This window comes from Cupriavidus sp. GW823-FHT07A04 (assembly GCF_058794615.1).
This window is the reverse complement of record NZ_JBXAHA010000035.1, coordinates 15,651-41,294: the sequence shown is the minus strand read 5'-3', so window position 1 is coordinate 41,294 and position 25,644 is coordinate 15,651. Positions and strand designations below refer to the sequence as shown.

Annotated in this window: 23 protein-coding genes; 2 read left to right on the top strand and 21 right to left on the bottom strand. The window is 63.3% G+C overall.

What is annotated here, in order from left to right:
- The first annotated feature begins 119 nt into the window (after nt 1-119).
- A complete protein-coding gene (locus tag AC1Q7Q_RS38725; RefSeq protein WP_492374991.1) occupies nt 120-662 on the top strand; it encodes a TRAP transporter small permease subunit in 543 nt (180 codons plus the stop codon).
- Entirely contained in the window at nt 659-2,407 is a 1,749-nt protein-coding gene (locus AC1Q7Q_RS38720; RefSeq protein ID WP_492374990.1) for a TRAP transporter large permease, read from the top strand. The genes AC1Q7Q_RS38725 and AC1Q7Q_RS38720 overlap by 4 nt, the downstream gene beginning before the upstream one ends.
- Before the next feature lie 401 nt (nt 2,408-2,808).
- Here AC1Q7Q_RS38720 and AC1Q7Q_RS38715 read toward each other — a convergent pair whose 3' ends face one another.
- The 21 genes from AC1Q7Q_RS38715 to AC1Q7Q_RS38615 all read right to left on the bottom strand — a co-directional run bounded on the left by AC1Q7Q_RS38715 (nt 2,809) and on the right by AC1Q7Q_RS38615 (nt 25,642).
- Entirely contained in the window at nt 2,809-3,681 is an 873-nt protein-coding gene (locus AC1Q7Q_RS38715) for a glycosyltransferase family 2 protein (RefSeq protein WP_492374989.1), read from the bottom strand.
- Nucleotides 3,662-5,014 (bottom strand): O-antigen polysaccharide polymerase Wzy, encoded by a 1,353-nt coding sequence (gene wzy, locus AC1Q7Q_RS38710; RefSeq protein WP_492374988.1) that lies wholly within the window; start codon nt 5,012-5,014, stop codon nt 3,662-3,664. Before wzy ends, AC1Q7Q_RS38715 begins: the two co-directional genes overlap by 20 nt.
- Nucleotides 5,007-6,245, bottom strand: a complete 1,239-nt coding sequence (locus tag AC1Q7Q_RS38705; RefSeq protein ID WP_492374987.1) for an MATE family efflux transporter — start codon at nt 6,243-6,245, stop codon at nt 5,007-5,009. The genes wzy and AC1Q7Q_RS38705 overlap by 8 nt, the downstream gene beginning before the upstream one ends.
- Nucleotides 6,236-7,030, bottom strand: a complete 795-nt coding sequence (locus tag AC1Q7Q_RS38700; protein ID WP_492374986.1) for a glycosyltransferase family 2 protein — start codon at nt 7,028-7,030, stop codon at nt 6,236-6,238. Before AC1Q7Q_RS38700 ends, AC1Q7Q_RS38705 begins: the two co-directional genes overlap by 10 nt.
- Nucleotides 7,031-7,053: 23 nt before the next feature.
- Nucleotides 7,054-8,217, bottom strand: a complete 1,164-nt coding sequence (locus AC1Q7Q_RS38695) for a glycosyltransferase (RefSeq protein ID WP_492374985.1) — start codon at nt 8,215-8,217, stop codon at nt 7,054-7,056.
- The gene (locus AC1Q7Q_RS38690) at nt 8,214-9,290 is read right to left on the bottom strand and encodes a glycosyltransferase family 4 protein (RefSeq protein WP_492374984.1); all 1,077 of its coding nucleotides are present in this window, start codon (nt 9,288-9,290) and stop codon (nt 8,214-8,216) included. The genes AC1Q7Q_RS38695 and AC1Q7Q_RS38690 overlap by 4 nt, the downstream gene beginning before the upstream one ends.
- A 297-nt stretch (nt 9,291-9,587) precedes the next feature.
- Complete coding sequence (locus tag AC1Q7Q_RS38685) at nt 9,588-10,568, bottom strand: quinone oxidoreductase family protein (protein ID WP_492374983.1); 981 nt, start codon at nt 10,566-10,568, stop codon at nt 9,588-9,590.
- A gap of 143 nt (nt 10,569-10,711) precedes the next feature.
- Nucleotides 10,712-12,976 (bottom strand): arginine/lysine/ornithine decarboxylase, encoded by a 2,265-nt coding sequence (locus tag AC1Q7Q_RS38680; RefSeq protein WP_183036612.1) that lies wholly within the window; start codon nt 12,974-12,976, stop codon nt 10,712-10,714.
- A gap of 142 nt (nt 12,977-13,118) precedes the next feature.
- Nucleotides 13,119-13,685, bottom strand: a complete 567-nt coding sequence (gene dcd, locus AC1Q7Q_RS38675; protein ID WP_017230746.1) for a dCTP deaminase — start codon at nt 13,683-13,685, stop codon at nt 13,119-13,121.
- A 192-nt stretch (nt 13,686-13,877) separates the two neighbouring features.
- A complete protein-coding gene (locus AC1Q7Q_RS38670; RefSeq protein WP_174422654.1) occupies nt 13,878-14,708 on the bottom strand; it encodes a formate dehydrogenase accessory sulfurtransferase FdhD in 831 nt (276 codons plus the stop codon).
- Between the two features lie 66 nt (nt 14,709-14,774).
- Nucleotides 14,775-15,314: a superoxide dismutase family protein gene (locus AC1Q7Q_RS38665; RefSeq protein ID WP_492374982.1), complete on the bottom strand. Its 540-nt coding sequence runs from the start codon at nt 15,312-15,314 to the stop codon at nt 14,775-14,777.
- A gap of 13 nt (nt 15,315-15,327) precedes the next feature.
- Nucleotides 15,328-15,729 (bottom strand): hypothetical protein, encoded by a 402-nt coding sequence (locus AC1Q7Q_RS38660; RefSeq protein WP_492374981.1) that lies wholly within the window; start codon nt 15,727-15,729, stop codon nt 15,328-15,330.
- A gap of 36 nt (nt 15,730-15,765) precedes the next feature.
- Nucleotides 15,766-16,977 (bottom strand): formate dehydrogenase subunit gamma, encoded by a 1,212-nt coding sequence (locus tag AC1Q7Q_RS38655; protein ID WP_492374980.1) that lies wholly within the window; start codon nt 16,975-16,977, stop codon nt 15,766-15,768.
- Between the two features lie 52 nt (nt 16,978-17,029).
- Nucleotides 17,030-17,263: a hypothetical protein gene (locus AC1Q7Q_RS38650; RefSeq protein WP_492374979.1), complete on the bottom strand. Its 234-nt coding sequence runs from the start codon at nt 17,261-17,263 to the stop codon at nt 17,030-17,032.
- Nucleotides 17,260-17,925, bottom strand: a complete 666-nt coding sequence (fdh3B, locus tag AC1Q7Q_RS38645) for a formate dehydrogenase FDH3 subunit beta (protein WP_492374978.1) — start codon at nt 17,923-17,925, stop codon at nt 17,260-17,262. Before fdh3B ends, AC1Q7Q_RS38650 begins: the two co-directional genes overlap by 4 nt.
- Nucleotides 17,926-18,004: 79 nt before the next feature.
- On the bottom strand, nt 18,005-21,028 hold the full coding sequence (locus AC1Q7Q_RS38640; protein WP_492374977.1) for a molybdopterin-dependent oxidoreductase: 3,024 nt from the start codon (nt 21,026-21,028) through the stop codon (nt 18,005-18,007).
- Between the two features lie 55 nt (nt 21,029-21,083).
- Nucleotides 21,084-21,302 (bottom strand): formate dehydrogenase, encoded by a 219-nt coding sequence (locus AC1Q7Q_RS38635; RefSeq protein ID WP_043348783.1) that lies wholly within the window; start codon nt 21,300-21,302, stop codon nt 21,084-21,086.
- Between the two features lie 136 nt (nt 21,303-21,438).
- Entirely contained in the window at nt 21,439-22,077 is a 639-nt protein-coding gene (locus tag AC1Q7Q_RS38630) for a TorD/DmsD family molecular chaperone (protein WP_492374976.1), read from the bottom strand.
- 32 nt (nt 22,078-22,109) lie between these two features.
- Nucleotides 22,110-24,284 carry a 4Fe-4S binding protein gene (locus AC1Q7Q_RS38625; RefSeq protein WP_492374975.1) on the bottom strand — a complete coding sequence of 725 codons (2,175 nt, stop codon included), beginning with the start codon at nt 24,282-24,284 and terminating at the stop codon, nt 22,110-22,112.
- A 100-nt stretch (nt 24,285-24,384) separates the two neighbouring features.
- Nucleotides 24,385-25,053 (bottom strand): DUF3306 domain-containing protein, encoded by a 669-nt coding sequence (locus tag AC1Q7Q_RS38620; RefSeq protein ID WP_492374974.1) that lies wholly within the window; start codon nt 25,051-25,053, stop codon nt 24,385-24,387.
- Nucleotides 25,054-25,069: 16 nt separating this feature from the next.
- The gene (locus AC1Q7Q_RS38615) at nt 25,070-25,642 is read right to left on the bottom strand and encodes a DUF3305 domain-containing protein (protein ID WP_492374973.1); all 573 of its coding nucleotides are present in this window, start codon (nt 25,640-25,642) and stop codon (nt 25,070-25,072) included.
- Between the last annotated feature and the right edge of the window lie 2 nt (nt 25,643-25,644).

Here is a 25,644-nt window from a genome sequence, read left to right as displayed (position 1 = left end):
CTTTTTTTATTGTTTCCCGGCTCTTTTGATTTTTGCGCGAAGCGGTAGGTATTAGCCCCAAGCGCCGAAGCATTTTGTTACAGATAAACTAATCGCCGCAAAAACAGGGGAGACAACCCATGTATTACTTGCTTGGTCTGTCACGACAGATCGACAGGTTGAATCAGCACACGGGCAGGCTTGCAAACATCATGATCCTGCTGTCGTGCCTGATCAGCGCAGGCAACGCCCTGCTGCGTTACGGCTTCAACCTCAGCGACAACTGGCCGCTCGAGCTGCAATGGTATATGTTCGCCATCGCGGTGATGTTCGGCGCCTCCTACACTTTCCAGCGCAACGAACACGTGCGCGTGGACCTGATCTACGGCAACGTATCGGAGCGCGCGCAACACTGGATCGACATCTTCGGCATTGTCTTTTTCCTGCTGCCATCCTGCGTGCTGTTTGCCTGGCTGTCGTGGGAATCGCTGTTCCTGCCCTCGTGGCACATCCTCGAGCAATCCGGTAATTCCGGCGGCCTGCCGCGTTACCCGATCAAGCTGGTGGTGCCCCTCGGCTTCGCCCTGCTTGCCTTGCAGGGCGTGTCCGAGCTGATCAAGCGCATCGCCGCCCTCAAGGGCCTCGTGCGCATCGAATCGAAATACGAGAGGCCGGTGCAATGATTCCATTGGAATATATGCCGCCGCTGATGTTCGGCGGCCTGGTGGTATTCATGCTGATCGGCTTCCCGGTCGCATTTTCGCTGTCGGCGGTGGGTCTTGCCTTCGGCATCCTGGCCATTCAGTTTGGCTACTTCCCGGTCAGTTTCCTGCAGGCGGTGCCCAGCCGCGTGTTCGGCAGCGTGCTGGCCAACGAGTTGCTGCTCGCCATCCCCTTCTTCACCTTCATGGGGGCGATACTGGAGAAGTGCGGGCTGGCCGAGGACATGCTGGACTCCATGGGCCAATTGTTCGGCCCGGTGCGCGGCGGCCTGGGCTACTCGGTCATCATCGTGGGCTTCATCCTCGGCGCCATCACGGGCACCGTGGCGGCGCAGGTGATCGCCATGGCGATGATCTCGCTGCCGGTCATGATGCGCTACCGCTACAACATGAAGTACGCCACCGGCGTGCTGGCGGCGTCGGGCACCATCACGCAGCTGGTACCGCCGTCGCTGGTGCTGGTAGTGCTGGCCGACCAGCTCAAGACGCCGATGGGCAGTGCCGACGTGGGCAGCATGTACCTGGGCGCCTGGGGCCCGTCGGTGATCCAGATCGCGCTGTTCGCGCTTTATACCTTCGTGCTGGCCCGCATCAAGCCCGACTGGCTGCCGCCGGTGCCGGTGGAAGAACGCACGCTGCGCGGCTGGGCGCTGTGGCGCAAATGCCTGCGCGGCATCATTCCCTGCGCGGTGCTGATCTTCCTGGTGCTGGGCACGATCATGCTCGGCATCGCCACGCCGACCGAATCCGGCGCCATGGGCGCGGTCGGCGCGCTGGTGCTGGCGGTGCTGCGCGACCCCGGCTTCGGCAAGCTCGACCGCAATATCTATCGTATCGGCCTTGCCGCCACGGGCGTGGCCATCATCGCCGGCACCGTCGCGTTCGGCTCGCATGCCTTCCGCATTCCGCTGGCGGTGGTCTACCTCGTGATCACGTGGCTGCTGCTGCGTGCCGGGCAACTGACCGCGCTGCGCGGGCTGATCATCGAGGCTTACCAGTCCACGGCGCGCATCACCGCCATGGTGGTGTTCATCCTGATCGGCTCCACCTGCTTCTCGGTGGTGTTCCAGGGCGTGGATGGCGGCGCCTGGGTGGAGCACATGTTCACCTCGCTGCCGGGCGGCTGGATCGGCTTCCTGCTGGTGGTCAACCTGTTCATCTTCTTCCTCGCCTTCTTCCTGGACTTCTTCGAGATCGCGTTCATCGTGGTGCCGATGCTGGCGCCGGTTGCGGTCAAGGTGCTGGCGCCGGTCGTCGCCGATTCGATGGGCGGCAACCCGGAAGCGGCAGCCACCGCGGCGCTGGTGTGGTTCGGCGTGATGCTGTGCGTGAACATGCAGACCTCCTTCATGCACCCGCCCTTCGGCTTCGCGCTGTTCTACCTGCGCGGCATTGCGCCCAAGGAAGTGAAGAGTTCCGACATCTACTGGGGCGCGCTGCCCTGGGTCGGCCTGCAGCTGATCATGGTCGTGCTGGTGATGTTCTGGCCGGGCCTGGTGACGATGTTCCTGGACAAGGGGTCGTTGCACCATAGCAATGCGGCGGAGGTCACGATTCCGCTGGGGGGCGAGAGCCCGGGCGGTGCGGCCTCGGTGCCGGCGCCTGCGCCGGGCGGCCGTAGCGAGCCTGGCACGCTGGAGTTGCCGGCGGCGCCTGCCGACAGCGAGCCCGCTACGCCGCAGTTCGAGTTCGACAAGAAGAAGTAGCAGGAACTCCAGCCTGCAGCGGTCACTACGGAATCAAAAGGGGCTATCTCGGCTGTAATGCCGTTCGGTTAAGGTTCGGTTAAGAACCGAACGGCATTTTCTATTGCGGCCGTGAACGCGGCTGCAAACCCCGCGCCGCAGTGTTAGCTTTGCAGCGCAATGTTATCCGCACACCTCAACTACCTGCTGGAAGCTCAGCAACCCGCCGACTTCTCCTGGCTCAGTGAACATTTGCCGTATGAGTAGGTCGAACAGGCGGTCCAGGTTTACCGCTTCCGCCCGGAACTCCTCCGAGTAGGCCTGCCTTCCACTCTTCATCTCTGACACCTCCTGACCAGATCATTATCTAAGAATCAGGTGTGTCCACTACTGTCAGGCTACCTCACACTGCCTTCGTCCGGTCAGGTGCCTTTCATACGGAGCATGACAGCATGCACCCGCCCCCCGATATAGCTCACCGTCATCCTGACGGGGTGGCAGCGTGGGTCAATTCGCTTCAGCGCCTTTCGGTTTTTGAGCGCAAAGCGCATTGTGTTATAGAGCGCATAGCTTTCATAGGACAGTCGCCCCCGTCCTCGCGCGCCACCGGTTGCTTTTGAAGGCGGCAAGTTGATCTGTACCGCACGCGAGTCATAGAGAACCTTCATTCCTGCCTCTCGGCAGCGGACAAGATAATCGGTTTCCTCGCGATAGCAATTCCCGATATAGCCGGTATCAAAATCGACTGACTGTGCGGCTTCGGCGCGAATCAGGAATGATGCGTGACAAACAGGCAGCTCCATGGGCATATCGGTGACGGCCGAGAAATCAAACTGTAGCCTGCTAAGGTCAGCGACGTCGTTCGCATCCCTGATCAACTTGCGCCTGCCCATCACGCCGGAAAAATCATCCTCATTGTCACGAAGATACAGCGCCGAGGCACCCACGATATCCGCCGCGTGCTCTTTTGCGGTCTGGAGTAGCAAGCCAATCGCCCCCTCGCTCAACATCGAATCGTCATCTCCGAAGTAGAGATACTCCGTGCGTGCCAACGCCTTGCCTCGATTCTTGGAAGCCGTTTGCTTACTGTTGACAGCATTGCGGATGTACTGGATCTGCGGATATTTCTGGATGAGTTGTTGCGCAACGGCTCCGGTATCATCGGGCGAACAATCATCCACCAGAATCAACTGTTCCACTTCCGGCTGCAGATACGATGGGATCGTCGTATGGAGCAAATGCGCACGCTTGTAGGTGGGGACGACCACCGTGACCTTATTTTGACTGTATGACATAACGTCTCGCTAGCACGCAGACAACAACAGCAAAGAGCGCCGCCTTTACCAGTGGCACGAAAAAGAAGAGCTGCGTCTCTCGTGGCACCAATAGCAAAAACGGGAATACACTTGCGAAGATGAAGAGCCCGACCGGAGATTTGGTGCCCAGCCGAAACAGACATTTCAGGACCAGCCCGGTGAACGCGCCAGCGAACAGCGGACCAAAAAGCGGGGAGTAAAGCATTGCTTCAGCCACTGCTGACCCCCCCATTCCCTTGCCATCGAGGTACATCTCAGCATCGACGATGAAAGACACCCGGTGCGCCAAGCTCGCCGTATGGTGCGCGAAGTCCAGGTTCTGGCCAGTCGGCAAGTGCTGGAAGAGCCGGTCATAGCCGTCGATAAACAGAGCGAACGTGGAATGCAGGCCGTCAATGGGTATGACAAAGGACGCGAGATTCTTCAGAGTCGACACGATGAAAATCAGGGAAACGCCTTGTCCGTAAACAAATCCCATCAGCGTATCTGGCAGGTTCGCAAAGAAGGACCCTGAACCCGCTACACCTACTCGCGCCCGCCCCAGGTACTCACCGAAGATCGCGAGCGCAATGCCCGCTAGCAGCGCCTTCCATACTGAGAACCTGAACCCCTGGCTGGTCACGAAGAGCCATGTGAGTCCAATGATCTGAGCCATTGGTATGCCGCGTGCACCCTTGAGTGTGTCCAGCAAGCACAGCATCACCCCAAAGACATAGGCAAGCAGGGCCGGCTTCCATTTGGGGCGGGATGCTATGTATACGAAGACGCATAGGATCATCCAGCTTCCAATTGCGTACGGAATCCCGCCGGGGCCACCGGTCTTATAAAGGCCGAGATAGTCGCCACTGCTCCAGGTCGCCAAGTTGATGTGGAGGCGATAGAGAGCAAATGGCATCAGGACAATACCAACGCGCAGCGCTATACGTCCCAGCGCCGGATCCTCGCGCGCCTCCAACTGGCCCAGTTTGCCAACAGCCAGCGTGATGCCGCACAGGAAAAGTGAAATGGCGGCGAGTGCCTTGGCTACCAGCGTGAGGTCCATCGGACCCATCAGAAACCAATCGCCATACCGGTAATCCGCCCAGCCGAAGATAGTCGTGATAAAAAAACGACCAAGCAAGAACATACCCGTGGTCAGGCAGAGCAGACTAGCAGGATTGGTCCGAGTGGGCGCGGCCAGGCTTGTCAACGCCAGACAAACGGCAAAAGTCAGGCCGGTGATTGGCGCCTGAACGCTGAGCACCCCGAACGATCCTGAGACAAGATTCGCGAGGATCAGCACGGCAATCGCCGGCAAAGCGATACTACGCATTCCGTGTACCAAAAAAAATTGTCGAAGCGACGACCAAGAGAATCAGATTTGCCACGACATAAGCAATCGCCGCACCTGCCAGTCCCGTAGCACCGATCAATAAATGTGTACCAAGCACAAATGAAATCGAAAACACCAACTCCAGAGCCCAGGAGAATCGCAACTTCCGCTCATAGATAAAAAATGCGATTAAAGGCATGGCCAAGGCCTTCAAGGCATCCCCCGCCAACTCAATCCACATTAGCTTCGATATGGCCATGAACTGTTCGGAATAGAGCAGTTTCACAATCACATCGGATGCCAGCAGGACAATCAGCATGCCCACAGCAAGCCCTGCCGCAACCATGATCGCATAGCCCGGCAGACGCCCCTTCAGCGCCTCTCGCGGCGAACCGCTGCGAAAGACTTCAGGTAGCAACACGTAAGCAACCACCGCCTGCGTCATTGCCATGACGGCATCGGAGATGCGAAACAGGCCTTGCCATAGGCCCGCCGCTTCCGGCCCCAACTGGGCCGAAATCGTGGCGCGTACAGCGATCACCGCGCTTGTCCCGACCAGCGCGGGAGCTAGCGCGATGGCGACATACGGAGCAAGCGTTCTGACCGCCACCCAGTTCGCCTTTGGCATTTGCACGCCAGCGTGCCAGCGCATGCCCGCCAGTCTTGCCGCGAGCAACCACATGCCTAACGTCATTGCGCCGCCAGTCATAAGAGCCAGAATGGCGCTTTCCGGGGAACCTGGGCGGACAATCAGCCAGTACGCCAGCAAAGCCGCGGGCCCGCTCAAGCCCACGACCAACGCGTTGGCGCCCGTTTTGCCAAGGGATAAGGCGACCGCCTGCACGTGCAATGTTAAACCGGCGCACAGCGCAATCATCAATGCCGCGGCCGGACTCAGGAGTTGTGCACCATTCACAATACCCAGATCGCGAAACGCCGCGTGGAAGCCACATATCAGGAGCGGCAAGCCAATGGCATAAATTAGGCCACCGGCCAGCCAGCGGTCACGCGATTGCCCTGCCTCCTGCCTCTCGGCCGACAGTTTGGCCACTAGGCCCTGTCCGATTCCTCCATTGGAAAAGGTCGAATAGAGCGAACTGATACTGAAGATGTTCCCCCAGATGCCGAATGCGGCAGGCCCTAGCTGGACGGAGAGAATCTTGTTGGTGGCAAGGCCTGACAGTAACTTGACGAGAACGCCCACACCAGAAAAAACCGCGTTCAATACCATGGAGGCGCCGAAAGGAGGCGTGGGCCTGAGAGGCGCGAAAAAATACGACTGGTAATCGTAGTGCACGCGAAACTAGCAAGGAAGAAGGCGGAAGTCGCCTTGCTGAACCCCTCCAGTGTTCTCATGATGAACCAGACCGATCGTACCGATCGGAGCTTGTTGGACGAGAATGAGCGCTTGCGCACGCGATACCAGGCAAGGGTTTCTGGAAGCCGCCATCCCTTGTAGCCGGTTTTTACGAGAATCGCCCAGGCGGCGAAATCCTCGGCAACCAGTCCTGACGGCATGCTAGGAAACAGACCGTCCTTCGCGATATGGCGCCTCAGCATCACCGCCAAGCATCCCACACCGCGCCTGGCATTGTGGGAAAAGAGGGTAAGGCGGTCAGGACCGCAAACCCTCGCTATCGGGCTTCCACCACCGTCCTCGAACGAAATATAATCGTGATAACTAAAATCGAGATTATTTTCCAGCATGAATGCTGTCTGCCGCTCGAGCTTCCCTGAATCCCATATATCATCCGCATCTAGGAAGGCGATAAAATCGCCCCGCGCGGCCGCAACGCCGACATTCCGAGCGAATGCGGGTCCACGGCTTACCGGGTTTGTCAGGATACTTATGCGCGAATCCGAAGCAGCCAGATCCGCCAGGATCGTAGCCGTTTCGATATCCGAGCCATCATCTATCAATAGCCACTCGAAATCCGGGAGACTCTGCAGCAAAACCGAGTTCGCGCAGGCGGAAATATACCTGCCATCATTGTAAACAGGCGTGACAATACTCACGAGTTTCTTCGGACTTGATGTAATCATCGCGCTAACAATAAATTTTCCAGTCGTCGCGTTTGAGATGCGTAAGAGTATAGCGTATCGAATGCGTCAAGCACCTTCTCGCGGGAGGGCCTCAAGTCCGGGGTCTGTAAGAAATTGTGAAGAACCTCGACCATCGACGAAATGCCATCGACCACACGAACGGTATCCCGGAATCTTGGGTCCGATAAGACTGCCTCGTAGCCAACCGCCGCATTGGGCATGCAAATCACCGGCAGCCCATATGACATCGCCTCGGCGACCTTGGTCTTCATGCCACTACCCCAATCGACGGGCGCGAGATAAACAGATGCCGAAGCCAATGTTGCCGCCATGAGGTCTGGGCTGGGGCTGTCGACGACGCGGATATCCGGGTAGCCCGCGGCGGCCTCGGCGGCTTTGGCACCGGCCACCACAAACTCAACGTGGAGCGGACTGGTCAGTCGAAACCTGCGCGCTACCTCGGCAAAGTTCTCCAAGGCCTTCTTATTCGGTGCAAAGCCAAAGTGAGCCGTAAACAGCACTATTGCTGAGGCACCCCGCTCAATGGCACCGCCTGAGGCCCCGATATCGCCACGAGAAAGCGCAATCGGAAGAACCCCATCACGACGCGGCGCACCATAAATTTCGGTAAAAAGTGTTCGATCCGCTGCAGTAATGAACGTCATAAGATCGGCTGTCGGCGCCAATGCTTCAGTGCGGCGGATAATCCACGTCTCGAGGCCGCTAGTTACCTTACGTAACATATTCGTCTCAACATGCTGGCGCTTCAGCTCGGCTTCAACGTTGTCGCTCAGGATCGCATAGGTGCTGCCCGGCACTTTGCGGCGTACATGCCGCATCAATCCGCCACAGCGCGAATTGTGGAACATAATGACATCGGCGTTCGTCGCATAGGCAGCAATATTCGACTGGTAAGTCCGCAAATAAGTTGGGCACAAGGCCACTCGTGCAAGGACATCCCGCCAGGCGTTCTTGCGCAAATAAACCGCCCTGCATTTGCCAGAAACATCGAATGCATCCCGCCGGCCAACGTCCTTGCTAAGGATCGTCAACTCCGTGATTGTGGGTGAATTGCACAGGGACTGCGCGATGGATCGCAGGTAAAGCCCGCCGCCGGAGAGCTCCTGCAGGCCGTTAGGTGACACGAGGAGAACTTTCACGGGGTTCGGCGCAGAGCAAGCGCGCGGATCTGGGCACAGAAGCGCTGAGTGGAAAAGAATTCGGCAATAAATGCCCTCATTGCGTCAGGATCGCTGCTGTGTCGCAATGTGTCGAACAACGCCGCCCCGACAGTCGCGAGCTCTGCCGCACTGGCAGGCAGCTTGCGCACCCACGGCACACCACTCTTGATGAAGACCTTGCACGCGCCCACCTCCGTGCCAAGTACGCTGACACCGGAGGCCAACGCCTCGAGGGTGACCAGCTCGAAACCCTCGAACAATGAAGGCAAGATGAAAATATCGATCTTATCGTAAAACGCTGCCATATTCTCAGGAGAAACTCCGCGCATAATCGATACATTGGGTAGCCCCTGCAGTGCTTCAGGTATCTCGCTGATTGTTGCTATCACAAGGGAAACCTTAGATTGTGCTGCAACCCATTGCGCCACCTCAATCAGATATGGCAAACCCTTGCCATATTCGAGTCGGCCCGCGAATCCGATACGGACTGTATCGCCGTTGAATTTCGGTTTCGGATTGAATATCGAGGCATTAATCCCATTATGCACAACAACACACTTTTCCGAGGGGATTCCATGCAGTTTAATGCACAAATCCCGTATATCCTCCGACACGCAAGCCACGCAACGGGCAGTACGCATCGACAATCCCTCAAAAACCGAGAGAAGCCTCATGCCGATAAATCGCTTTCGCAGACCGGATAATGCTCTTATATATCCGGCCGCCGAGCCATGCACTATAAGAAGGTCCGACGGATAAAACGGGGTAAATGACGAGTTTGAAATCGTGACAAACCGATTCCCCGACATTCGCTTTAGCCATAGCCACAAGCAAGCAAGCATCGGAAACACGAACTGGCCTAGCCGGCCACCCCGCAAAAAGCTGGGCACGACCCGGATCTCGTCCACTAATGTCACCTCGTATCCATGCCGTATAAGGTCATCCATCGTGAGATGAACAACACGCTCGACACCACCCGTGTTTCGCACACCATTGCGAGAAACAAGATACACAGGTAGGGACAACGTGGCGCTCGGGACGGAAGAGTGCATTGATAATCAGGATTCGGAGACAGTGCTATTTTCAGGACAACAGGCGCCCACCACGTTGGGCTTCAAGTGCCGGCAAGCCGGCTGAAACACGCCCACGCGCCGGGACACCCTTGACGCCCCGGGATTCTGCCACAACTCAACCTGCGACCGTCCTCAAGCTGGGACCAAGCACCAATGCGAATATACCGCGCATGCTACCTCTTGCGCGGCGCCTCGCCGTCTCCTTTCAGTCAGCGTCTGCGCAATGCCATGTGACGGCCTTGGCTGGTTACACGCTGAGACCGTCACATGGTCAGGTCACGGCAGCAGCAGGATAGCGCCCGTGGTCGCGCGCGCCTCGGCCACCCGATGCGCCTCGGCCACCTGCTCAAGCGGGAAGCGCGCGCCAATGGCGGCCCGGATCGCACCCTGCCCGATTGCCTGGAACACATCCGCCGCGTTGGCACGGAACGTCTGGGCATCGGCGTTGTGCGGGAACACCGATGGTCGCGTCAGGAACAGGCAGCCCTTCTTGCTGAGCAGCTCCGGCTCGAACGCCGGCACGGGCCCCGAGGCGGCGCCATAGAGCGCCACCAGCCCGAATGGTGCCGCGCAGTCCAGCGAGCCCATGAAGGTATGCTTGCCCACCGAGTCATAGACCACGCGCGCCTTGCGCCCGTTGGTGGCGGCAATCACCTGCTCCACCCAGTCCGCCTGCGAATAGTTGATGGCGACATCGCACCCTGCCGCGCGGGCCACTTCGCACTTCTCGGCCGAGCCGGCGGTGCCGATCACGGTGGCGCCGAGCGCCTTGGCCCAGCTGCTGAGGATCTGCCCTACGCCGCCCGCGGCGGCATGCACCAGCACGATGTCGCCGGCTTGCACGGGATGTGTCTTGCGCACGAGGTATTGCGCGGTCATGGCCTTGAAGAAGATCGCCGCGGCGGTGAGGTCGTCGATGCTGCCGGGCAGCTTGACCAGCTTGTCGGCGGGCACGTTGCGCCGGCTGGCATAGGCACCGATGCCAGCGTGCATGTAGACCACGCGGTCGCCTTCGCGCAGGGCGGTCACGCCCTCGCCCACCGCTTCGACCACGCCGGCGGCTTCATGGCCCAGCCCGGTCGGCGACGGCAGCGGGTACTTGCCCGAGCGCTGGTAGACGTCGATATAGTTGAAGCCGATGGCGGTCTGGCGCAACTGCACCTGGCCGGCCGCCGGCGCGGGCAGCTCGGCATCCACCAGGCGCATCACTTCAGGGCCGCCGAACTCCGTCAATTCCACCGCGCGTGCTGATGTCATTCCCACTCCGTCGAGGTTGCATAGATTTGTGAGCGCCACTCTATCGCAATCTCGCGCGGCGCGTCGGCCGTGCGCAAGGCATCGGCGAGCGCAGAAAAAAGGCCTCGCACACGCGAGGCCTTCATTCTTGCCGCCAGCCTGCGTTACTTCACGCAGTCGACGAAATACGCCTTGCCACCCCCCTCGACCTCTTCCTCGACCAGGCCGTGGATGTCGGTCTCGAAGCCGGGAAACAGCTTGTTGAACTCGCGCGCGAACTTCAGGTACTGCACGATGATGCGGTTAAAGCGCTCGCCCGGGATCAGCAGCGGAATGCCCGGCGGGTAAGGCGTGAGCAGGATGGCGGTGACGCGGCCTTCCAGTTCGTCGACGGCCACGCGCTCGATCTCGCGGTGGGCCATCATCGCCCATGCGTCCGACGGCTTCATTGCCGGTTCCATGTCCGACAGGTACATCTCGGTGGTCACGCGGGCCACGTCATTGGCCTTGTAGACGCTGTGGATCGCGTCGCACAGGTCGCGCAGGCCGAGCTTCTCGTACTGCGGATGCTTGCCGACGAATTCCGGCAGCACGCGCCACAGCGGCTGGTTCTGGTCGTAGTCGTCCTTGAACTGCTGCAACTCGGTCACCAGCGAGTTCCAGCGGCCCTTGGTGATGCCGATGGTGAACATGATGAAGAACGAGTACAGCCCGGTCTTCTCGATGATGATGCCGTGCTCGGCCAGGTACTTGGTGACGATGGCCGCAGGGATGCCGCGGTCGCTGAACTCGCCGTCCACGTCCAGGCCCGGGGTGATGATGGTGGCCTTGATCGGGTCGAGCAGGTTGAAGCCGTCGGCCAGGTCGCCGAAGCCGTGCCAGCGTTCGTTGGCCTTGAGCATCCACTCTTCGCGGTCGCCGATGTCGTCCTCGACCAGCGCCTCGGGGCCCCACACCTTGAACCACCAGTCGCCGTTGTTGCCGGCATCGTAGTCGCCTTCGACCTTGCGCATGGCGCGGCGAAAGTCCATCGCTTCCTGGATGCTTTCTTCGACCAGCGCGGTGCCGCCCGGGGCTTCCATCATCGCCGCCGCCACGTCGCACGAGGCAATGATCGAGTACTGCGGGCTGGTGGACGTGTGCATCAGGTACGCCTCGTTGAACCGGTAGCGGTCCAGCTTGCGCGTATCCGAATCCTGCACGAGGATCTGCGAGGCCTGCGACAGGCCGGCCAGCAGCTTGTGCGTGGACTGCGTGGCGAACACCAGCGCGTCCTTGCTGCGCGGGCGGTCTTTGCCGATCGCGTGCATGTTGCGATAGAAGTCGTGGAATGCCGCATGCGGCAGCCAGGCTTCGTCGAAATGCAGCGTGTCGATCTCCGTGGCCAGCATTTCCTTGATCTGTTCGGCGTTGTACAGCACGCCGTCGTAGGTGCCCTGGGTGATGGTCAGGATGCGCGGCTTCTGGTTCTTGGCCTGGCTGGCGAACGGGTGCGCGGCAATCTTGCGGCGAATGGTCTCGGGATCGAACTCGCTCTTCGGGATCGGGCCGATGATGCCGTAGTGATTGCGCGTGGGCATCAGGAACACGGGAATCGCGCCTGTCATCATGATCGCGTGCAGGATCGACTTGTGGCAGTTGCGGTCCACCACCACGATGTCGCCCGGCGCCACGTTGGCATGCCACACCATCTTGTTCGAGGTGGATGTGCCGTTGGTGACGAAATACATGTGGTCGGAGTTGAAGATGCGCGCGGCATTGCGCTCCGAGGCCGCCACCGGGCCGGTGTGGTCGAGCAGCTGGCCGAGCTCATCGACGGCATTGCAGACGTCGGCGCGCAGCATGTTCTCGCCGAAGAACTGGTGGAACACCTGGCCGACCGGGCTCTTGAGGAACGCCACGCCGCCGGAGTGCCCCGGGCAGTGCCACGAGTAGGAGCTGTCCTGCGCGTAGGCGATCAGCGCCTTGAAGAACGGCGGCGCCAGCGAATCCAGGTAGACCCGGGCTTCGCGGATGATGTGGCGCGCGACGAATTCCGGCGTGTCCTCGAACATGTGGATGAAGCCGTGCAACTCGCGCAGGATATCGTTGGGGATATGCCGCGAGGTGCGGGTCTCGCCGTACAGGAAGATGGGCAGGTCGGTGTTGCGGCGGCGCACTTCGTTGACGAAGGCGCGCAGTTTCTCGATGGCCGCGGCTTCGGGCCGGTCGTCCTCGCTGACGAACTCGTCGTCGTCGATCGACACGATGAACGAAGAAGCACGGCTGGACTGCTGGGCGAAGGAGGTCAGGTCGCCATAGCTGGTCAGGCCCATCACCTCCATGCCTTCTTGCTCGATGGCCTGCGCCAGCGCGCGGATGCCCGAGCCGGAAATGTTCTCGGAGCGGAAGTCTTCATCGATGATGATGACGGGGAAGCGGAATTTCATTTGGCATCCTTGGACGGCAAGAAGGACTTGAGCCACATGGCCCGGGGATTCGTCCCCCTGGGTCGGCATGTGGCTCGACGTTCAGGCTTGGCGCGCGGCCCCGGGGTTTCCCGTAACACCGCAACGCGCGCATTGTATGCGATCAGGTCTTCGGCAGTGTGACACCTTGCTGACCCTGGTACTTGCCACCGCGATCGCGGTAGGAAGTCTCGCAGATCTCGTCGCTCTCGAAGAACAGCACCTGGGCACAGCCTTCACCGGCGTAGATCTTGGCAGGCAGCGGCGTGGTGTTCGAGAACTCCAGCGTCACATAGCCTTCCCATTCCGGCTCGAACGGGGTCACGTTGACGATGATGCCGCAGCGCGCGTAGGTGCTCTTGCCCAGGCAGATGGTCAGCACGCTGCGCGGAATGCGGAAATACTCCATCGTGCGGGCCAGCGCGAAGGAGTTCGGCGGGATGATGCAGACATCGCCCTTGAAGTCGACAAAGGACTTTTCGTCGAAGTTCTTCGGATCGACGATGGTGCTGTTGATGTTGGTGAAGATCTTGAATTCGTCGGCGCAGCGGATGTCGTAGCCGTAGCTCGAGGTGCCGTACGAAACGATCTTGCGGCCGTCTTCTTCCCGTACCTGGCCGGGCTCGAAGGGCTCGATCATGCCGTGCTGTTCCGCCATGCGGCGGATCCACTTATCGGATTTGATGCTCATAGGGGTATCGGGATGAACAAATGAGGGCAGGCTCGGGCGCGGCCCATGCTGACCGGGAACACTGCTCGCATTTGCTCACAGGCGCGCCGGACCTGCCGGGGCCTTGCGATGGGCCGCATTGTACAACCAAAATCCGGCATCACCGCCTTAAATGCCGCCCCGGCCCCGGAACGGGCTGTCCGCCCCCGGGCGTCAGGCCGTGGCTTGTTCCGGCAACTGGTGCCGGAAGCGTTCGCGGCCGGTATAGAGCAGGAAGTGGCGCCCCGTGCACCGGGCAAAGAGAGCCAGGTTGACGCGCCGGGCCATCTGGTAGCCCATCTGCGTGACGCCCGAGCGCGACAGCAGGAATGGAATGCCCATCTGGGCGCCCTTGATCACCATCTCCGAGGTCAGCCGCCCGGTGGTGTAGAACACCTTGTCAGCGCCGCTCATGCCTTCAAGCCACATCAGCCCCGCGATGGCATCCACGGCGTTGTGCCGGCCCACATCCTCGATGAACATCAGCAGCTCGCGCCCGCGGAACAGTGCGCAGCCATGCACGGAGCCGGCCTGTTTGTAGACCGACTGCTGCAGCCGGATGGTGTCGACGATGCCGTAGAGCGTTTCCTGGTCCAGGGTGGCGTCGTCCGGCAGCCGGATATTGTCCACTTCGTCCAGCAACGAGCCAAACACGGTGCCCTGGCCACAGCCGGTGGTCACCACCCGGCGCGCCGTGCGCTCCTCGATGCGATCCACGCCCGTGCGGGTCGTGACGGCGGCGGATTCGGTCTCCCAGTCGACCTGGATGGCAGCAATATCCTCGACCGATTCGACCAGGCGCTGGTTGCGCAGGTAACCCAGCACCAGGGCCTCGGGCGCCCCGCCCAGCGTCATCAGCGTCACCAGCTCGCGTTTGTCCAGGTAGACCGTCAGCGGGCGCTCGCCGGGCAGGAAGGCCTGGCGCACGCGCCCCTGCTCGTCGACCACCTCGACCTCTTCGATCAAGGGGACGCACGCGTGGGTCATTTCAGGGCGCAGGGGCATGGGCGTTGGGGATGCGGGATGGGCGGCGCGCGCCGGGAACCGCCGGCCCGCGCTGCCCCCCATCCGTCAGGACTTGGCGATCACGCCGCAAGCGATGCGGCCGCCGGAGTTGCCGGTGGGCTGGGTCTTGTAGTCGTCCGGGTCCTTGTGGACGACCACCGCGCGGCCCACCAGGCTGGTGGGGCCGGCGCCCAAGGTCACGCCGGTCAGCTCGAAGCTGGCCTGGGCGCGGCCGGTAGCGTCGGCCTTGAGGTTGTTGATGTCGCCAGCATGATGGTCGGGCATCGACATCGAACCGTGCGGCTTGGCCGTCGGGTTGAAGTGGCCGCCCGCGCTCATGGCGTCGGGGGCCGAGCAGTCGCCCTTCTCGTGCACGTGGAAGCCGTGCTCGGTATTGGGCGGCAGGCCGGTTACGTCGGCCTTGACCAGCACCGTGTCACCGCGCTGGGTGAAGGTGATGCTGCCCTGCGTCGCGGTACCGCTCTTGGACGCCAGCGCGGCGACCGCGGTATCGGACCTGCTCATCCCCATGCCCCCGCAGCCGGCCAGAGTGCCTGCCAGGGTGCCCGCTACAGCCAGACCGAAAAGTACACGTACACGCTTCATGCCGAACCTCCTCTCACGGTGATGTCCGGGGCGATTGTACCGCTCCCGTGCCCGGCGCTGCGGCCGGTTTGTGATCCGAAGGCGTGGCGACAGGTGCGGTGGAAGGTCCTCCAGCAGTGCTTGCTGCGGCTTGCGCAGCCGGCGCTTGCGCTACGAACGGGCCCGGATCGGCACACGGCGCGGCGGTGGCAGCCGCCGCCACCACCTTGCCTTTGGCCTGCATGTCGCTGTAGTAGTGCGCCGCCGCCTTGTCTTGCGCTCGGCACAGCTGATAAGCGGCCACCTTGTCGGCCCAGCCGGCGCGCGCCTTGGCCTCGTCGGCCTTGAGCTTTTGCGCCTCGGTCGGCGGCGGCAGTTTGGCCAGGGCGCCTGTGCCGCCAAGGGCCAGGGCGAGCACCAGCAGAATGCGGTTCATGGATCGGGCTCCTCGTTGGGGATCGGCCGTGCGCGCTCAGACTTCGCCCGGGCTGGCCCGGCCGCCGGCACGCTCGCCCGGCTCTGGCTCGGCCGCGCGCTGCACGGGGATCTTGCCTGCCTTGATATCGTCGTACCAGAGCTCGTGGTGCTCCTTGGCCCAGGCTTCATCGACCCAGCCGTCGCGCATGGCGCGGTAGGCCCCTTCCATGCCGATGGTACCCATGTAGATATGGCCGCAGGCCATGGCCATCATCAGCACCGCCGCGATGCCATGGATGACGTTGGCAACCTGCATGGTGGCGCGGTAGAAATCCATGCCGGGCACGATCATGTCGAGCACCCAGCCGGAGGCCGACAGGATCAGGCCGAAGACCACCAGCCCGCCCCAGAACCAGGCCTTCTCGCCAGCGTTGAAGCGCCCGCTTGGCACGTGCTTGCCGGACACGAGCCCGCCGAGCTTGATGAGCCACTGCCAGTCCTCCCGGGCGGGGAAGTTGTCGCGCACGAAGATCACGAAGCCGACGATCACCGACAAGGTAAAGACCGGGCCGACGATGTTATGGACGTTCTTCAGCAGGTAGGTGAGCCAGCCGAACAAGGTGTGGCCCATCAGGGGCAGCAGGAAATGCTTGCCGAACAGCATCACGATGCCCGAGACAGCCAGCGTGACGAATGAAATCGCCATGGTCCAGTGCACCATGCGCTCCAGCGGCGTAAAGCGCTGGATCATGCGGCCGGTACGCGGCGTCTTGAGCGGGATCGCGCCGCGCCAGAAGAAAAAGGCCAGGATCGCGGCGGGCACCACCACGATCAGCCAGCCGCCCCAGACGGTGATCACCCCGTTGCGGAACAGGCGCCACTTCTGCCCGGTGCGCTGGATCAGCACCCCGGCTTCCTTGGCTGGCAGGCTGCTGTAGTGCGCCTGGTCGGAATTCGCCTCCCGCCAGACCGGCGCGTTGTTGCCCGGTTGATCCTTGCTACGCGCCTGCTGGGCCTGCGCCTCGGCTGCGAGATCGCGGCGGGGCACGTTGAAGATGTTCTCGGAAGCGATGCCCGCGAAGGGCTGGGCCGGATGCGTGGCGGGGTTGTTGGCCTCGGCGGGCGCGCCGGCCGCCTGCGGCGCGGAAGCACCCTGGGCCGGGGCTTGGGCTTGCGCCCGCGCGGCCCCGGGCGGCGCCAGCAAGGCCAGCGCGCAGGCCACCCCCACCAGGTAGCGGAACCAGCCAGGATTGAGCGTCGGCTTCATATGCACTCCATCGGGTCGGCCAGGGTGCGCCCCGGGCGTCGCATCGCCGCTGTCATGGCGTGCGGTTGTATTCGTTCTGGTACTGGTTGCGCTCGCGGATCTGGTTTTGCCAACTGGTCTTGTCGCCCGGCGTCCAGCCCTTGGCCACGAAGGGGTCGCCCGGCGCGCCCTCGTACGCCGGCGCGTCGGATTTCTTGTGCGCCGCCGTGGCGGTCTGCGCGCGCTCGCCACAGGCGGCCAGCACGGTGCAGCCGGCGGCCAGCAGGATCAGCAACAGGCGGGTCATGATGGCTGCGCTCCTGAAGCGGGAGGCGCGGCGGGCGGCGCCGCGCCCGCGCCCGCGGTACCCTGCGTGGCGCCCTTGTTGCCGTAGGCCGTGCCCCAGCCGAACACATCGCCGCCCTTGCCGCGCTTGATCACGCGGTTGCGCAGTATGTCGGCAATGACGTCGCCGTCGCCGCCCAGCAGCGCTTTGGTCGAGCACATTTCCGCACACAGCGGCAGCTTGCCTTCGGCCAGCCGGTTGCGTCCGTACTTCTCGAATTCTTCGTCGCTGCCGTTTTTCTCCGGCCCGCCGGCGCAGAACGTGCACTTGTCCATTTTGCCGCGCACGCCGAAGGTCCCGGCGCTGGGGAACTGGGGAGCGCCGAACGGGCAGGCGTAGGAGCAGTAGCCGCAGCCGATGCAGACGTCCTTGTCGTGCAGCACCACGCCGTCTTCGGTACGGTAGAAGCAGTCGACCGGGCACACCGCCATGCAAGGCGCATCCGAGCAGTGCATGCAGGCGACCGAGATCGATTTCTCGGCGCCGACGATGCCGTCGTTGATGGTCACCACGCGGCGCCGGTTGACGCCCCACGGCACCTCGTGCTCGTTCTTGCAGGCGGTGACGCAGCTGTTGCACTCGATGCAACGCTCGGCGTCACAGATGAATTTCATGCGTGCCATGGTCGTTCCTTGCCCTTGGTCTCTATCGCCAACTCTGCCGCCATCTCTGTCGCTATCTCGATGTCGATCACAACCGCATTCACGTGAACCGTGCGATCTGGCAGATCGTGGTCTTGGTTTCCTGCATCATCGTCACCGAGTCATAGCCGTAGGTGGTGGCCGTGTTGATGGCCTCGCCGCGCACGATCGGCATCGCGCCCTCCGGGTAGTAGTCCTTCAGGTCCTTGCCCTGCCACCAGCCAGAGAAGTGGAACGGGATGAAGGCGGTATCCACGCCGACGCGCTCGGTCACCAGCGCGCGCACCTTGATGTGCGCGCCGGTGGGCGTGCTGACCCAGCAGAAGTCACCGTTGCGGATGCCGCGATCGGACGCCGCGCGCGGGTTGATCTCGACGAAGTTCTCCTGCTGCAACTCGGCCAGCCACGGGTTGGACCGGGTTTCCTCCCCCCCGCCCTCGTACTCGACCAGGCGGCCGGAGGTGAGAATGATCGGGAACTTCTCGTAGAGCTTGTTCTCGACGTTGCGCTGCTGCAGCGACTTGTACAGCGTGGGCAGCCGCCAGAACGCCATCTTGTCGTCGTGCGTGGGGTACTTGGCGACCATGTCGGGCCGGGTGGAATACAGCGGCTCGCGGTGCTGCGGGATTGGGTCGGGAAAGTTCCACACGATGGCCCGCGCCTTGGCGTTGCCAAAGGGGTGGCAGCCATGGTTCTTCAGCACCACGCGCTGGATGCCACCGGACAGATCCGTCTTCCAGTTCTTGCCCTCGGCCTTCTGCTTCTCGGCGTCCGTCAGCTCATCCCACCATCCCAGCTTCTTCAGCAGCACGTGGTCGAACTCCGGATAGCCGGTGGTAATGTCCGCGCCTCTCGAGTACGAGCCATCCTCGGCCAGCAGGCTGACGCCGTCGCGCTCCACGCCGAAGTTGGCGCGGAAGTTGCCGCCGCCGTCCATGACGTTGCGGCTGGTGTCATACAGGTTGGGCGAGCCGGGGTGCTTGAGCTCCGGCGTGCCATAGCACGGCCACGGCAGGCCAAAGTAATCGCCGGTCAGGTCGTAGCCGGTCAGCGGATCCTTGCCGCCGAGGCAACGCAGCGTGCGCACGTCGAACTTCTCCATATTGCGCATATGCGACTTGAGCCGCTCGGGAGATTGCCCGGTGTAGCCGATGGTCCAGTTGCTGGCGTTGATCTCGCGCAGGATGGACTCGACTTCGGGCTCCATCCAGGTCCGGCCCGCGCGCTTGACCTCGTTGAGCTTGAAGTTCTTCGACAGCTCCTTGCCAAAGCCGAGCCGGTCGGCGAAGGCCTGCATGATGGTGTGGTCCGGCATCGACTCGAACAGCGGCTCGATCACCTTCTCGCGCCACTGCAGCGAGCGGTTGGAGGCGGTGCAGGACCCGGTTGTCTCGAACTGCGTGCAGGCCGGCAGCAGGTAGACCGCGCGGTTCGGGTTGACCTTGTCGCCTTCCGCCGGCGGCATGTTGGCCATCGCGGCGGTGGCTGACGGATAAGGGTCGATCACCACCAGCAGGTCGAGCTTGTCGAGCGCCTTTTTCATCTCCAGCCCGCGCGTCTGCGAGTTGGGTGCATGGCCCCAGAAAAACACCCCGCGGACGTTGTTGTCCTGGTCGATCAGCTCTGGCTTCTCGGTCACGATATCGATCCAGCGCGACACCGTGGTCCCGGACTTCTCCATCATCGCCTGCGAGGCGTACTGCTTCTTGATCCATTCGTAGTCGACGCCCCACACCGCGGCATAGTGCTTCCAGGCGCCAGTGGCCAGGCCATAGTAACCCGGCAGCGAGTCCGGGTTGGGGCCCACGTCGGTCGCGCCCTGCACGTTATCGTGACCGCGGAAGATGTTGGCGCCGCCGCCCGACACGCCGATATTGCCCAGCGCCAGCTGCACGATGCAGGAGGCGCGCACGATGGCGTTGCCGATGGTGTGCTGGGTCTGGCCCATGCACCACACCAGCGTGCTGGGCCGGTTCTTGGCCATGATCTCGGCAACCTGGTGGACCTGCGCCTCGGGCACGCCGCAGACTTCCTCGACCTTGTCCGGCGTCCACTTGGCGAGGACTTCCTCCTTGACGCGGTCCATGCCGTAGACGCGATCGTTGATGTACTTCTGGTCTTCCCAGCCGTTCTGGAAGATGTGGTACAGCACGCCGAACAGGAAAGCGATATCGGTGCCCGAGCGGACCCGTACGTAGTAATCGGACTTCGCGGCCGTACGGGTGTAGCGCGGATCGACCACGATCACCTTGCAGCCGTTCTCCTTGGCGTGCAGCAGGTGCAGCATCGACACCGGGTGCGCCTCGGCCGCGTTGGAGCCGATATACAGCGCCGCGCGGGCGTTCTGCATATCGTTGTACGAATTGGTCATCGCACCATAGCCCCACGTATTGGCCACGCCGGCCACCGTGGTGGAGTGGCAGATGCGTGCCTGGTGGTCGGTGTTGTTGGTGCCGAAGAACGATACCCACTTGCGCAGCAGGTAGGCCCCTTCATTGCTGTGCTTGGAGGAGCCGACGAAGAACATCGAGTCCGGCCCGGTCTGCTGGCGGATCTCTTTCATCCTGGCGGTGATCTCGTCGAGCGCCTGATCCCAACTGACGCGCTGGTATTTGCCGTTCACCAGCTTCATCGGGTACTTCAGCCGGTACTCGCCGTGGCCGTGCTCGCGCAGCGCGGCACCCTTGGCGCAGTGCGCGCCCATGTTGATCGGCGAATCGAAGACAGGGTTCTGGCGCACCCACACGCCGTTGTGCACCACGGCATCGACCGCGCACCCCACCGAGCAGTGGCCGCACACGGTACGGCGCACCACGATATTGCCCTTGTCCTCGCCGCCGGCCGCCGCGCCTGAGGCATCCGCGGCATCGGCCCGACGCAACAGCGTCAGCTGCGAAGCCGCCAGCCCCGCGCCCACCCCGATGCCGGAGCGCTTGAGAAAGCTGCGCCGGTCCATGGTGGGCATGGCACCCGCCAGCCCGGCAGCCAGACGCTCGGAGAGCCGGCCACCAGCGCGCTCGCCCGAGCCGCTAGCCAGTTGCGAAGATGCGCTGCCCTGCGCCGCGCGTTTGCGGGTCAAGATCATGTATCACCCCAGGATGGAAACGAGGTAGAGCTAGGCGTGCGCCAGGCGCGGCCACTCACACCAGCGTAGTCCGGTAGTACTTGCGAATATGCTCTGTGACCCGGTAGCCGTCGCCGTCGGTCGACGTGACATCGGGAATGGCCGCCGCCAGGCTGGGCACGGCGGGCATGGCCGGACCGCGCGAAGTCAGCGCGGCGGCGGCGCCGGCCGCGGCAACAACCCCGGTGCCGGCAAGGAAGGCGCGGCGCGCGGCCTTCGGCTGCTTGTCTTTCATTTTGGGGGGCTCCTCGGCCTGTCCAGACCGATTACCAATCCTGTTATGAACACTACTGCCTATTTTAGAATGATATGTGTCGAAAGACCATGACTCCCCGGGATTTCCATGATGGCAATCAAGAACTTGCGTGCGATCAATGCATGTCCAGCGCGATCGCCTCGACCGCCATGAAGGCCTTCAGCAGCGCGGCCACGCGGGCATAGAGCTGCGCTTGCGGATGCGCCGCCGCGCTGTCGCACAGGGTTTCCACCCATGACTGCAGATGGCGCGAGAAAAAGTGCTGCTGCTCGGCAAGGTTTGCCACGCCACCGTCCTCGCCCGCCACCAGGAAGCGCATCACCTCGCACAATGTGGCGATGTGATCCTCGGTTTCGCTGACATTGTCCTGGCGCACCAGGCCATAGCGCGCCAGGTCGTCGCGCAGCGCCACCAGCGGGCGCTCATTGAGGAAGCCGGTCTGGTAGTAGGAGCCGTACAGCAGGACTTCCGGCTTGCCCACGCCGACGAACAATTGCTGGTATTCGTCGCTGGCTTGCTCGGCCGTGGTGACCGATGCTGCGTCGCACAAATCGTTCCAGGCGTCGCCCAGCGGCGTGGCGGCGTCCTCGCCGTGCGCGCGGTTGGCGGCGATATGGTGCAGCAGCGCGGCATCCGGCGCGCGATACAGCAGCGTGGCCAGCAGGCCGTACAGGTCCGCCCGGGCGGTGTCTTCTGCGTCGGGCGCCGCGTGGGCGACCGGAGGGATCAGCTGGATAGGCTGGAAATCTGTCATGTCGTGATGATTCTCAAGGATGGCCTGCTTGGCTACTGCAAGGCGTTGCCGCTGGCCTCGCCGCTGTTCTTTTCCATCATGTCGACAACGCGGCAATCGCCGCACATCTTCAGGCGCTCGGCGGCCTCGCCGGCAAACGCCGGGTGGCTCGCCAGCCGGGCCAGCATGGCATGCACCATCTGGGCGGTGCCGAACGGCTTGGCGCAGCGAATGCAATGGAAGGGCTGGGTCTCGGCCAACGTCACGGTGCGGCGCGCTTGCTCACCGGTGAGCAAGCGGGGCACCAGGGTGATGGCGTCTTCCGGGCAGGTCTTCTCGCACAAGCCGCACTGCACGCAGTTGCGCTCCAGGAAGCCCAGCACCGGCTGCTCGGGATTATCGCGCAGGGCTTGCGAGGGACAGGCGCCAACGCAGGCCATGCACAACGTGCAGCGCCCGGTGTCCACCGCCACCGCGCCCAGCGGCGCTCCGGCAGGCAGCGCAACGCTGGCGGCCGGGCGCGGCGCATTGCGCACGAGATGATCCAGCGCAAAATCCAGCGTCTCGCGCTTGGCGGCCGCAGCGTGGAACACGGCGGGTGGCGCGGCCGGTCGGCTGCTCCCCGGCGCGGCCAAGGCCGATAGTTGCACGTCCAGCGTGACGGCATCCGGGCCATCGACCAGCGACAGGCATTCGCCGTCATAGCCGAGGCCCGCCAGAATAGCCTGCCCCACTGCTACCTGCCCGGCCAGCGCCGTGCGGTATTGCGGGGCCTCGTCACCGGTGAGCATCACGGCGACACGTCCAGCGCCCCAGCAGATGGCCGCCAGCCACAGCTCAAGCCCGCACGCGGCCGGGTGGAACAACCCCACCGGAATCACATTGGGCGGCATGCCGTTGGCCTGTCCGGCGCGCGCAGCGCGGCCCAACGCCAGGATGGGCGCATTGCCGTACTCCTCGCCATGCAGCAACAGCACAGCGTCGCGCCCGCCCGCAGCGCGGTAGGCCGAGATCAGGGTGCGCAAGCGCTCGCCGAGGTGATCCGGCTTGGGATAGGCATAGCTGATGGCGCCGGTTGGGCACACCGTGGTGCAGGCGCCGCAGCCCATGCACAGGTTCGGCGTGACCTCAATGCGGCCGCGCCCGTCGTGCCATTGCGAGCGGATCGCTTCGGTGGAGCAGATGTCGATACAGGCCGTGCAACCCGTGGTCTGGTTGCGGCCATGCGCGCAGAGTTTCTCCTTGTACTGGAAGAACTTCGGCTTCTCGAACTCGCCCACCAACTGGACCAGTGCCAATGCCTGCGCCTGCTGGCGCAGCGCATCCGCGCCGGCGTACAGGTAGCCCTGCGGCGGCGCGTGCATGAGGAAGGCCGGCGTGTCGGCCAGGTCGAACACCAGGTCGAAGCGTTCCGTGGCAGTGGCGGCCGGGCGCTCGAAATCGATCGCGGCAGCGGCGCCGCAGGCCTTCACGCAAGCGCGATGCGAGCGGCAGCGGTCCAGGTCCACCTGGTAGCTGAAATCGATGGCGTCTTCCGGGCAAGCGTCGATGCAGGCATTGCAGCGCGTGCACAGGTCCAGGTCGATCGGGTTGCTGCGTCCCGCGCCGGTCTCCCAGCTGGCCTCGAAGGCGCCCAGCCAGCCGCCGAGCTTGACCAGCTTGCCGCTGTGCACGGGGAACGCCCGCGAGGCGGGCAGGCCGGCCGGGGCCATGGCCCCGGCGGCGGCGGCGCTGAGCAGCACCGAAACATCCATGCCGGCTTCGGCCAGCTTGCCGGCCCAGGGAATCGCACGGTCGGCGGGGCCTAGCACCAGCACAGCGCCGCCAGAGCGGTAGTCCACCACGGGCACCGGATCCGGGTCCGGCAGCGCGGCGGCGGCCAGCAAGGCAGCGATCTTGGCGTTGGCGGTTTTCGGGTCGCGCCGCGCCCCCTGCGACCAGCCACCGGTCTCGCGGATATTGACGAAGCGCACGGGCGCCGTCATGGTGCCCTCGGCCTGGCGCCGGGCGGCTACCTCGGTAAACAGCGCGCGCTCCTGCGTGCAAGCCACGATGACATCGTCGGTGCCGGCGAGCGCGGCGGTGAAGTCTCCAATCTCGCGGCGGCACAGCAGATGATGGACCTTGAGTGGCGTCTTCACGCCACCCGCGGGCGCGGGAACATTGCCCGACAATGCCGCCCCGTCAAGCGGCATCGTGTCGTTGCAATTGCAGATCAGCGTCGGCATGGAGAGTGCGGCTGGCCGGCCTGGCCGCTCCATTTGTTGGGAGTCTTGCCGCCAGCTGAATGTGGGGGAAGCCTATTGTAGGCCGCGCCAAGGGCAGCGACTACGCGTGTTTGCCTGGGGCGGAAGTGCCGGCCGGGGACGCGGCAGGAGGCAAGCCAGTATCGGCATCGGCATCGGCATCGGTGGCGGTTGCAGTTGCAGTTGCAGTTGCGGTGGCGGTGGCAATGCCGGCCTCCCCAGCCTCGCCGGCTGTTTGCGGCAATGCAGCAAACGGCTCGGGCGTCACCAGGGCGGCATCTTGCACATCGGGCCCTTCTTGCTGTGCGCGAGCCGCCGCCAGTTCCTCATCGGTGGGCGCGAACAGCCCCAGCGTCTCGGACTGGCGCATACGCCGCAGCACATCAAGCGGAATCGGATCGGGCTGGCTGTAGTCGTCGATATAGGTATCGAGGCCGTCCATCACGTTGAAATGCGGATCGGCGAACAACGTCTTGAGCGCGGCGCGCTTCACGTTCTCGTCCACGCCGCGCGCGACGAAGCGAGCGATGCTGTCGCCCGGCTGCAGCAAGGCGGCATCGGCTAGCGTGGGGAGCGGTTCAGCGGGTGGGGTAGGTGGAACGGGGTCTGGCAGTGCCTGGGCTACTGGTGCATCCTTGCCGGGAGGCACGGATGATTCCGCCGGCAGCGGTGGCTCAGCCTCAAGCGGCTTGCCGTCGCGCGCCGCGGCCTTGCGGCGGGACCAGCGCGACAGGAAGGAAGCATCGCTCATGTGCGGTCTGCCAGCATCAGTAGCGCGCCCTGTCCTCCGGCGCCTTGAATGATTCCGGGCGGCGGCGTTTCTTGGGCTCGGGGTGGTAGTACTGGGCCACGTAGGCTTGCAGCCACTCCAGCTGCTCAGGGGCCAGCGGCACGTTCTCGACGGTTTCGCCGGCGTCGAGCCAGCGTCCAGCCTCGTTGTAGGACAGTGTCACCGTCACCGGCACCGGCAGCGGCTCGCCGTCTCGCGATGTCGGCACGGCAGTCTGCCCGCCCTCCTCTGCCATTCGCCACAGCACGAACCAGCAGGGCGCGGTGGAAGTGAGGTTGAGGTAATAACCCTCGGCCTCGTCGCGGAACAGCGTGACAGCGTAGCCCGGGTACAGCCAGCGCGCGCCGTGTTCGTCCTGCGCCAGGCAGTGGGGCACGGCGCCAAACTCGCCAAGATCCGGCAGCACGGCGCCGAGTTCCCATTTCCAAGGCTGCCAGCGGCTGGCCAGCGGCACGCGGCGCATCACCACGGCCATGGTCACGCCGGGCCGGCCAGCGGGCACGGCGTCGGGGGCCGGGTTGCCTGCAGCGGAGTCGGCTGGCGTGTCCATGG

Bases quoted from the DNA above. Each gene is read 5' to 3' on its own strand.
- AC1Q7Q_RS38725 (WP_492374991.1), top strand. From the start codon at position 120: ATGTATTACTTGCTTGGTCTGTCACGACAGATCGACAGGTTGAATCAG.
- AC1Q7Q_RS38720 (WP_492374990.1), top strand. From the start codon at position 659: ATGATTCCATTGGAATATATGCCGCCGCTGATGTTCGGCGGCCTGGTG.
- AC1Q7Q_RS38715 (WP_492374989.1), bottom strand. From the start codon at position 3,681: ATGTCATACAGTCAAAATAAGGTCACGGTGGTCGTCCCCACCTACAAG.
- wzy (WP_492374988.1), bottom strand. From the start codon at position 5,014: ATGCGTAGTATCGCTTTGCCGGCGATTGCCGTGCTGATCCTCGCGAAT.
- AC1Q7Q_RS38705 (WP_492374987.1), bottom strand. From the start codon at position 6,245: ATGGTATTGAACGCGGTTTTTTCTGGTGTGGGCGTTCTCGTCAAGTTA.
- AC1Q7Q_RS38690 (WP_492374984.1), bottom strand. From the start codon at position 9,290: ATGCACTCTTCCGTCCCGAGCGCCACGTTGTCCCTACCTGTGTATCTT.
- AC1Q7Q_RS38685 (WP_492374983.1), bottom strand. From the start codon at position 10,568: ATGACATCAGCACGCGCGGTGGAATTGACGGAGTTCGGCGGCCCTGAA.
- AC1Q7Q_RS38680 (WP_183036612.1), bottom strand. From the start codon at position 12,976: ATGAAATTCCGCTTCCCCGTCATCATCATCGATGAAGACTTCCGCTCC.
- dcd (WP_017230746.1), bottom strand. From the start codon at position 13,685: ATGAGCATCAAATCCGATAAGTGGATCCGCCGCATGGCGGAACAGCAC.
- AC1Q7Q_RS38670 (WP_174422654.1), bottom strand. From the start codon at position 14,708: ATGCCCCTGCGCCCTGAAATGACCCACGCGTGCGTCCCCTTGATCGAA.
- AC1Q7Q_RS38665 (WP_492374982.1), bottom strand. From the start codon at position 15,314: ATGAAGCGTGTACGTGTACTTTTCGGTCTGGCTGTAGCGGGCACCCTG.
- AC1Q7Q_RS38660 (WP_492374981.1), bottom strand. From the start codon at position 15,729: ATGAACCGCATTCTGCTGGTGCTCGCCCTGGCCCTTGGCGGCACAGGC.
- AC1Q7Q_RS38655 (WP_492374980.1), bottom strand. From the start codon at position 16,977: ATGAAGCCGACGCTCAATCCTGGCTGGTTCCGCTACCTGGTGGGGGTG.
- AC1Q7Q_RS38650 (WP_492374979.1), bottom strand. From the start codon at position 17,263: ATGACCCGCCTGTTGCTGATCCTGCTGGCCGCCGGCTGCACCGTGCTG.
- fdh3B (WP_492374978.1), bottom strand. From the start codon at position 17,925: ATGGCACGCATGAAATTCATCTGTGACGCCGAGCGTTGCATCGAGTGC.
- AC1Q7Q_RS38640 (WP_492374977.1), bottom strand. From the start codon at position 21,028: ATGATCTTGACCCGCAAACGCGCGGCGCAGGGCAGCGCATCTTCGCAA.
- AC1Q7Q_RS38635 (WP_043348783.1), bottom strand. From the start codon at position 21,302: ATGAAAGACAAGCAGCCGAAGGCCGCGCGCCGCGCCTTCCTTGCCGGC.
- AC1Q7Q_RS38630 (WP_492374976.1), bottom strand. From the start codon at position 22,077: ATGACAGATTTCCAGCCTATCCAGCTGATCCCTCCGGTCGCCCACGCG.
- AC1Q7Q_RS38625 (WP_492374975.1), bottom strand. From the start codon at position 24,284: ATGCCGACGCTGATCTGCAATTGCAACGACACGATGCCGCTTGACGGG.
- AC1Q7Q_RS38620 (WP_492374974.1), bottom strand. From the start codon at position 25,053: ATGAGCGATGCTTCCTTCCTGTCGCGCTGGTCCCGCCGCAAGGCCGCG.
- AC1Q7Q_RS38615 (WP_492374973.1), bottom strand. From the start codon at position 25,642: ATGGACACGCCAGCCGACTCCGCTGCAGGCAACCCGGCCCCCGACGCC.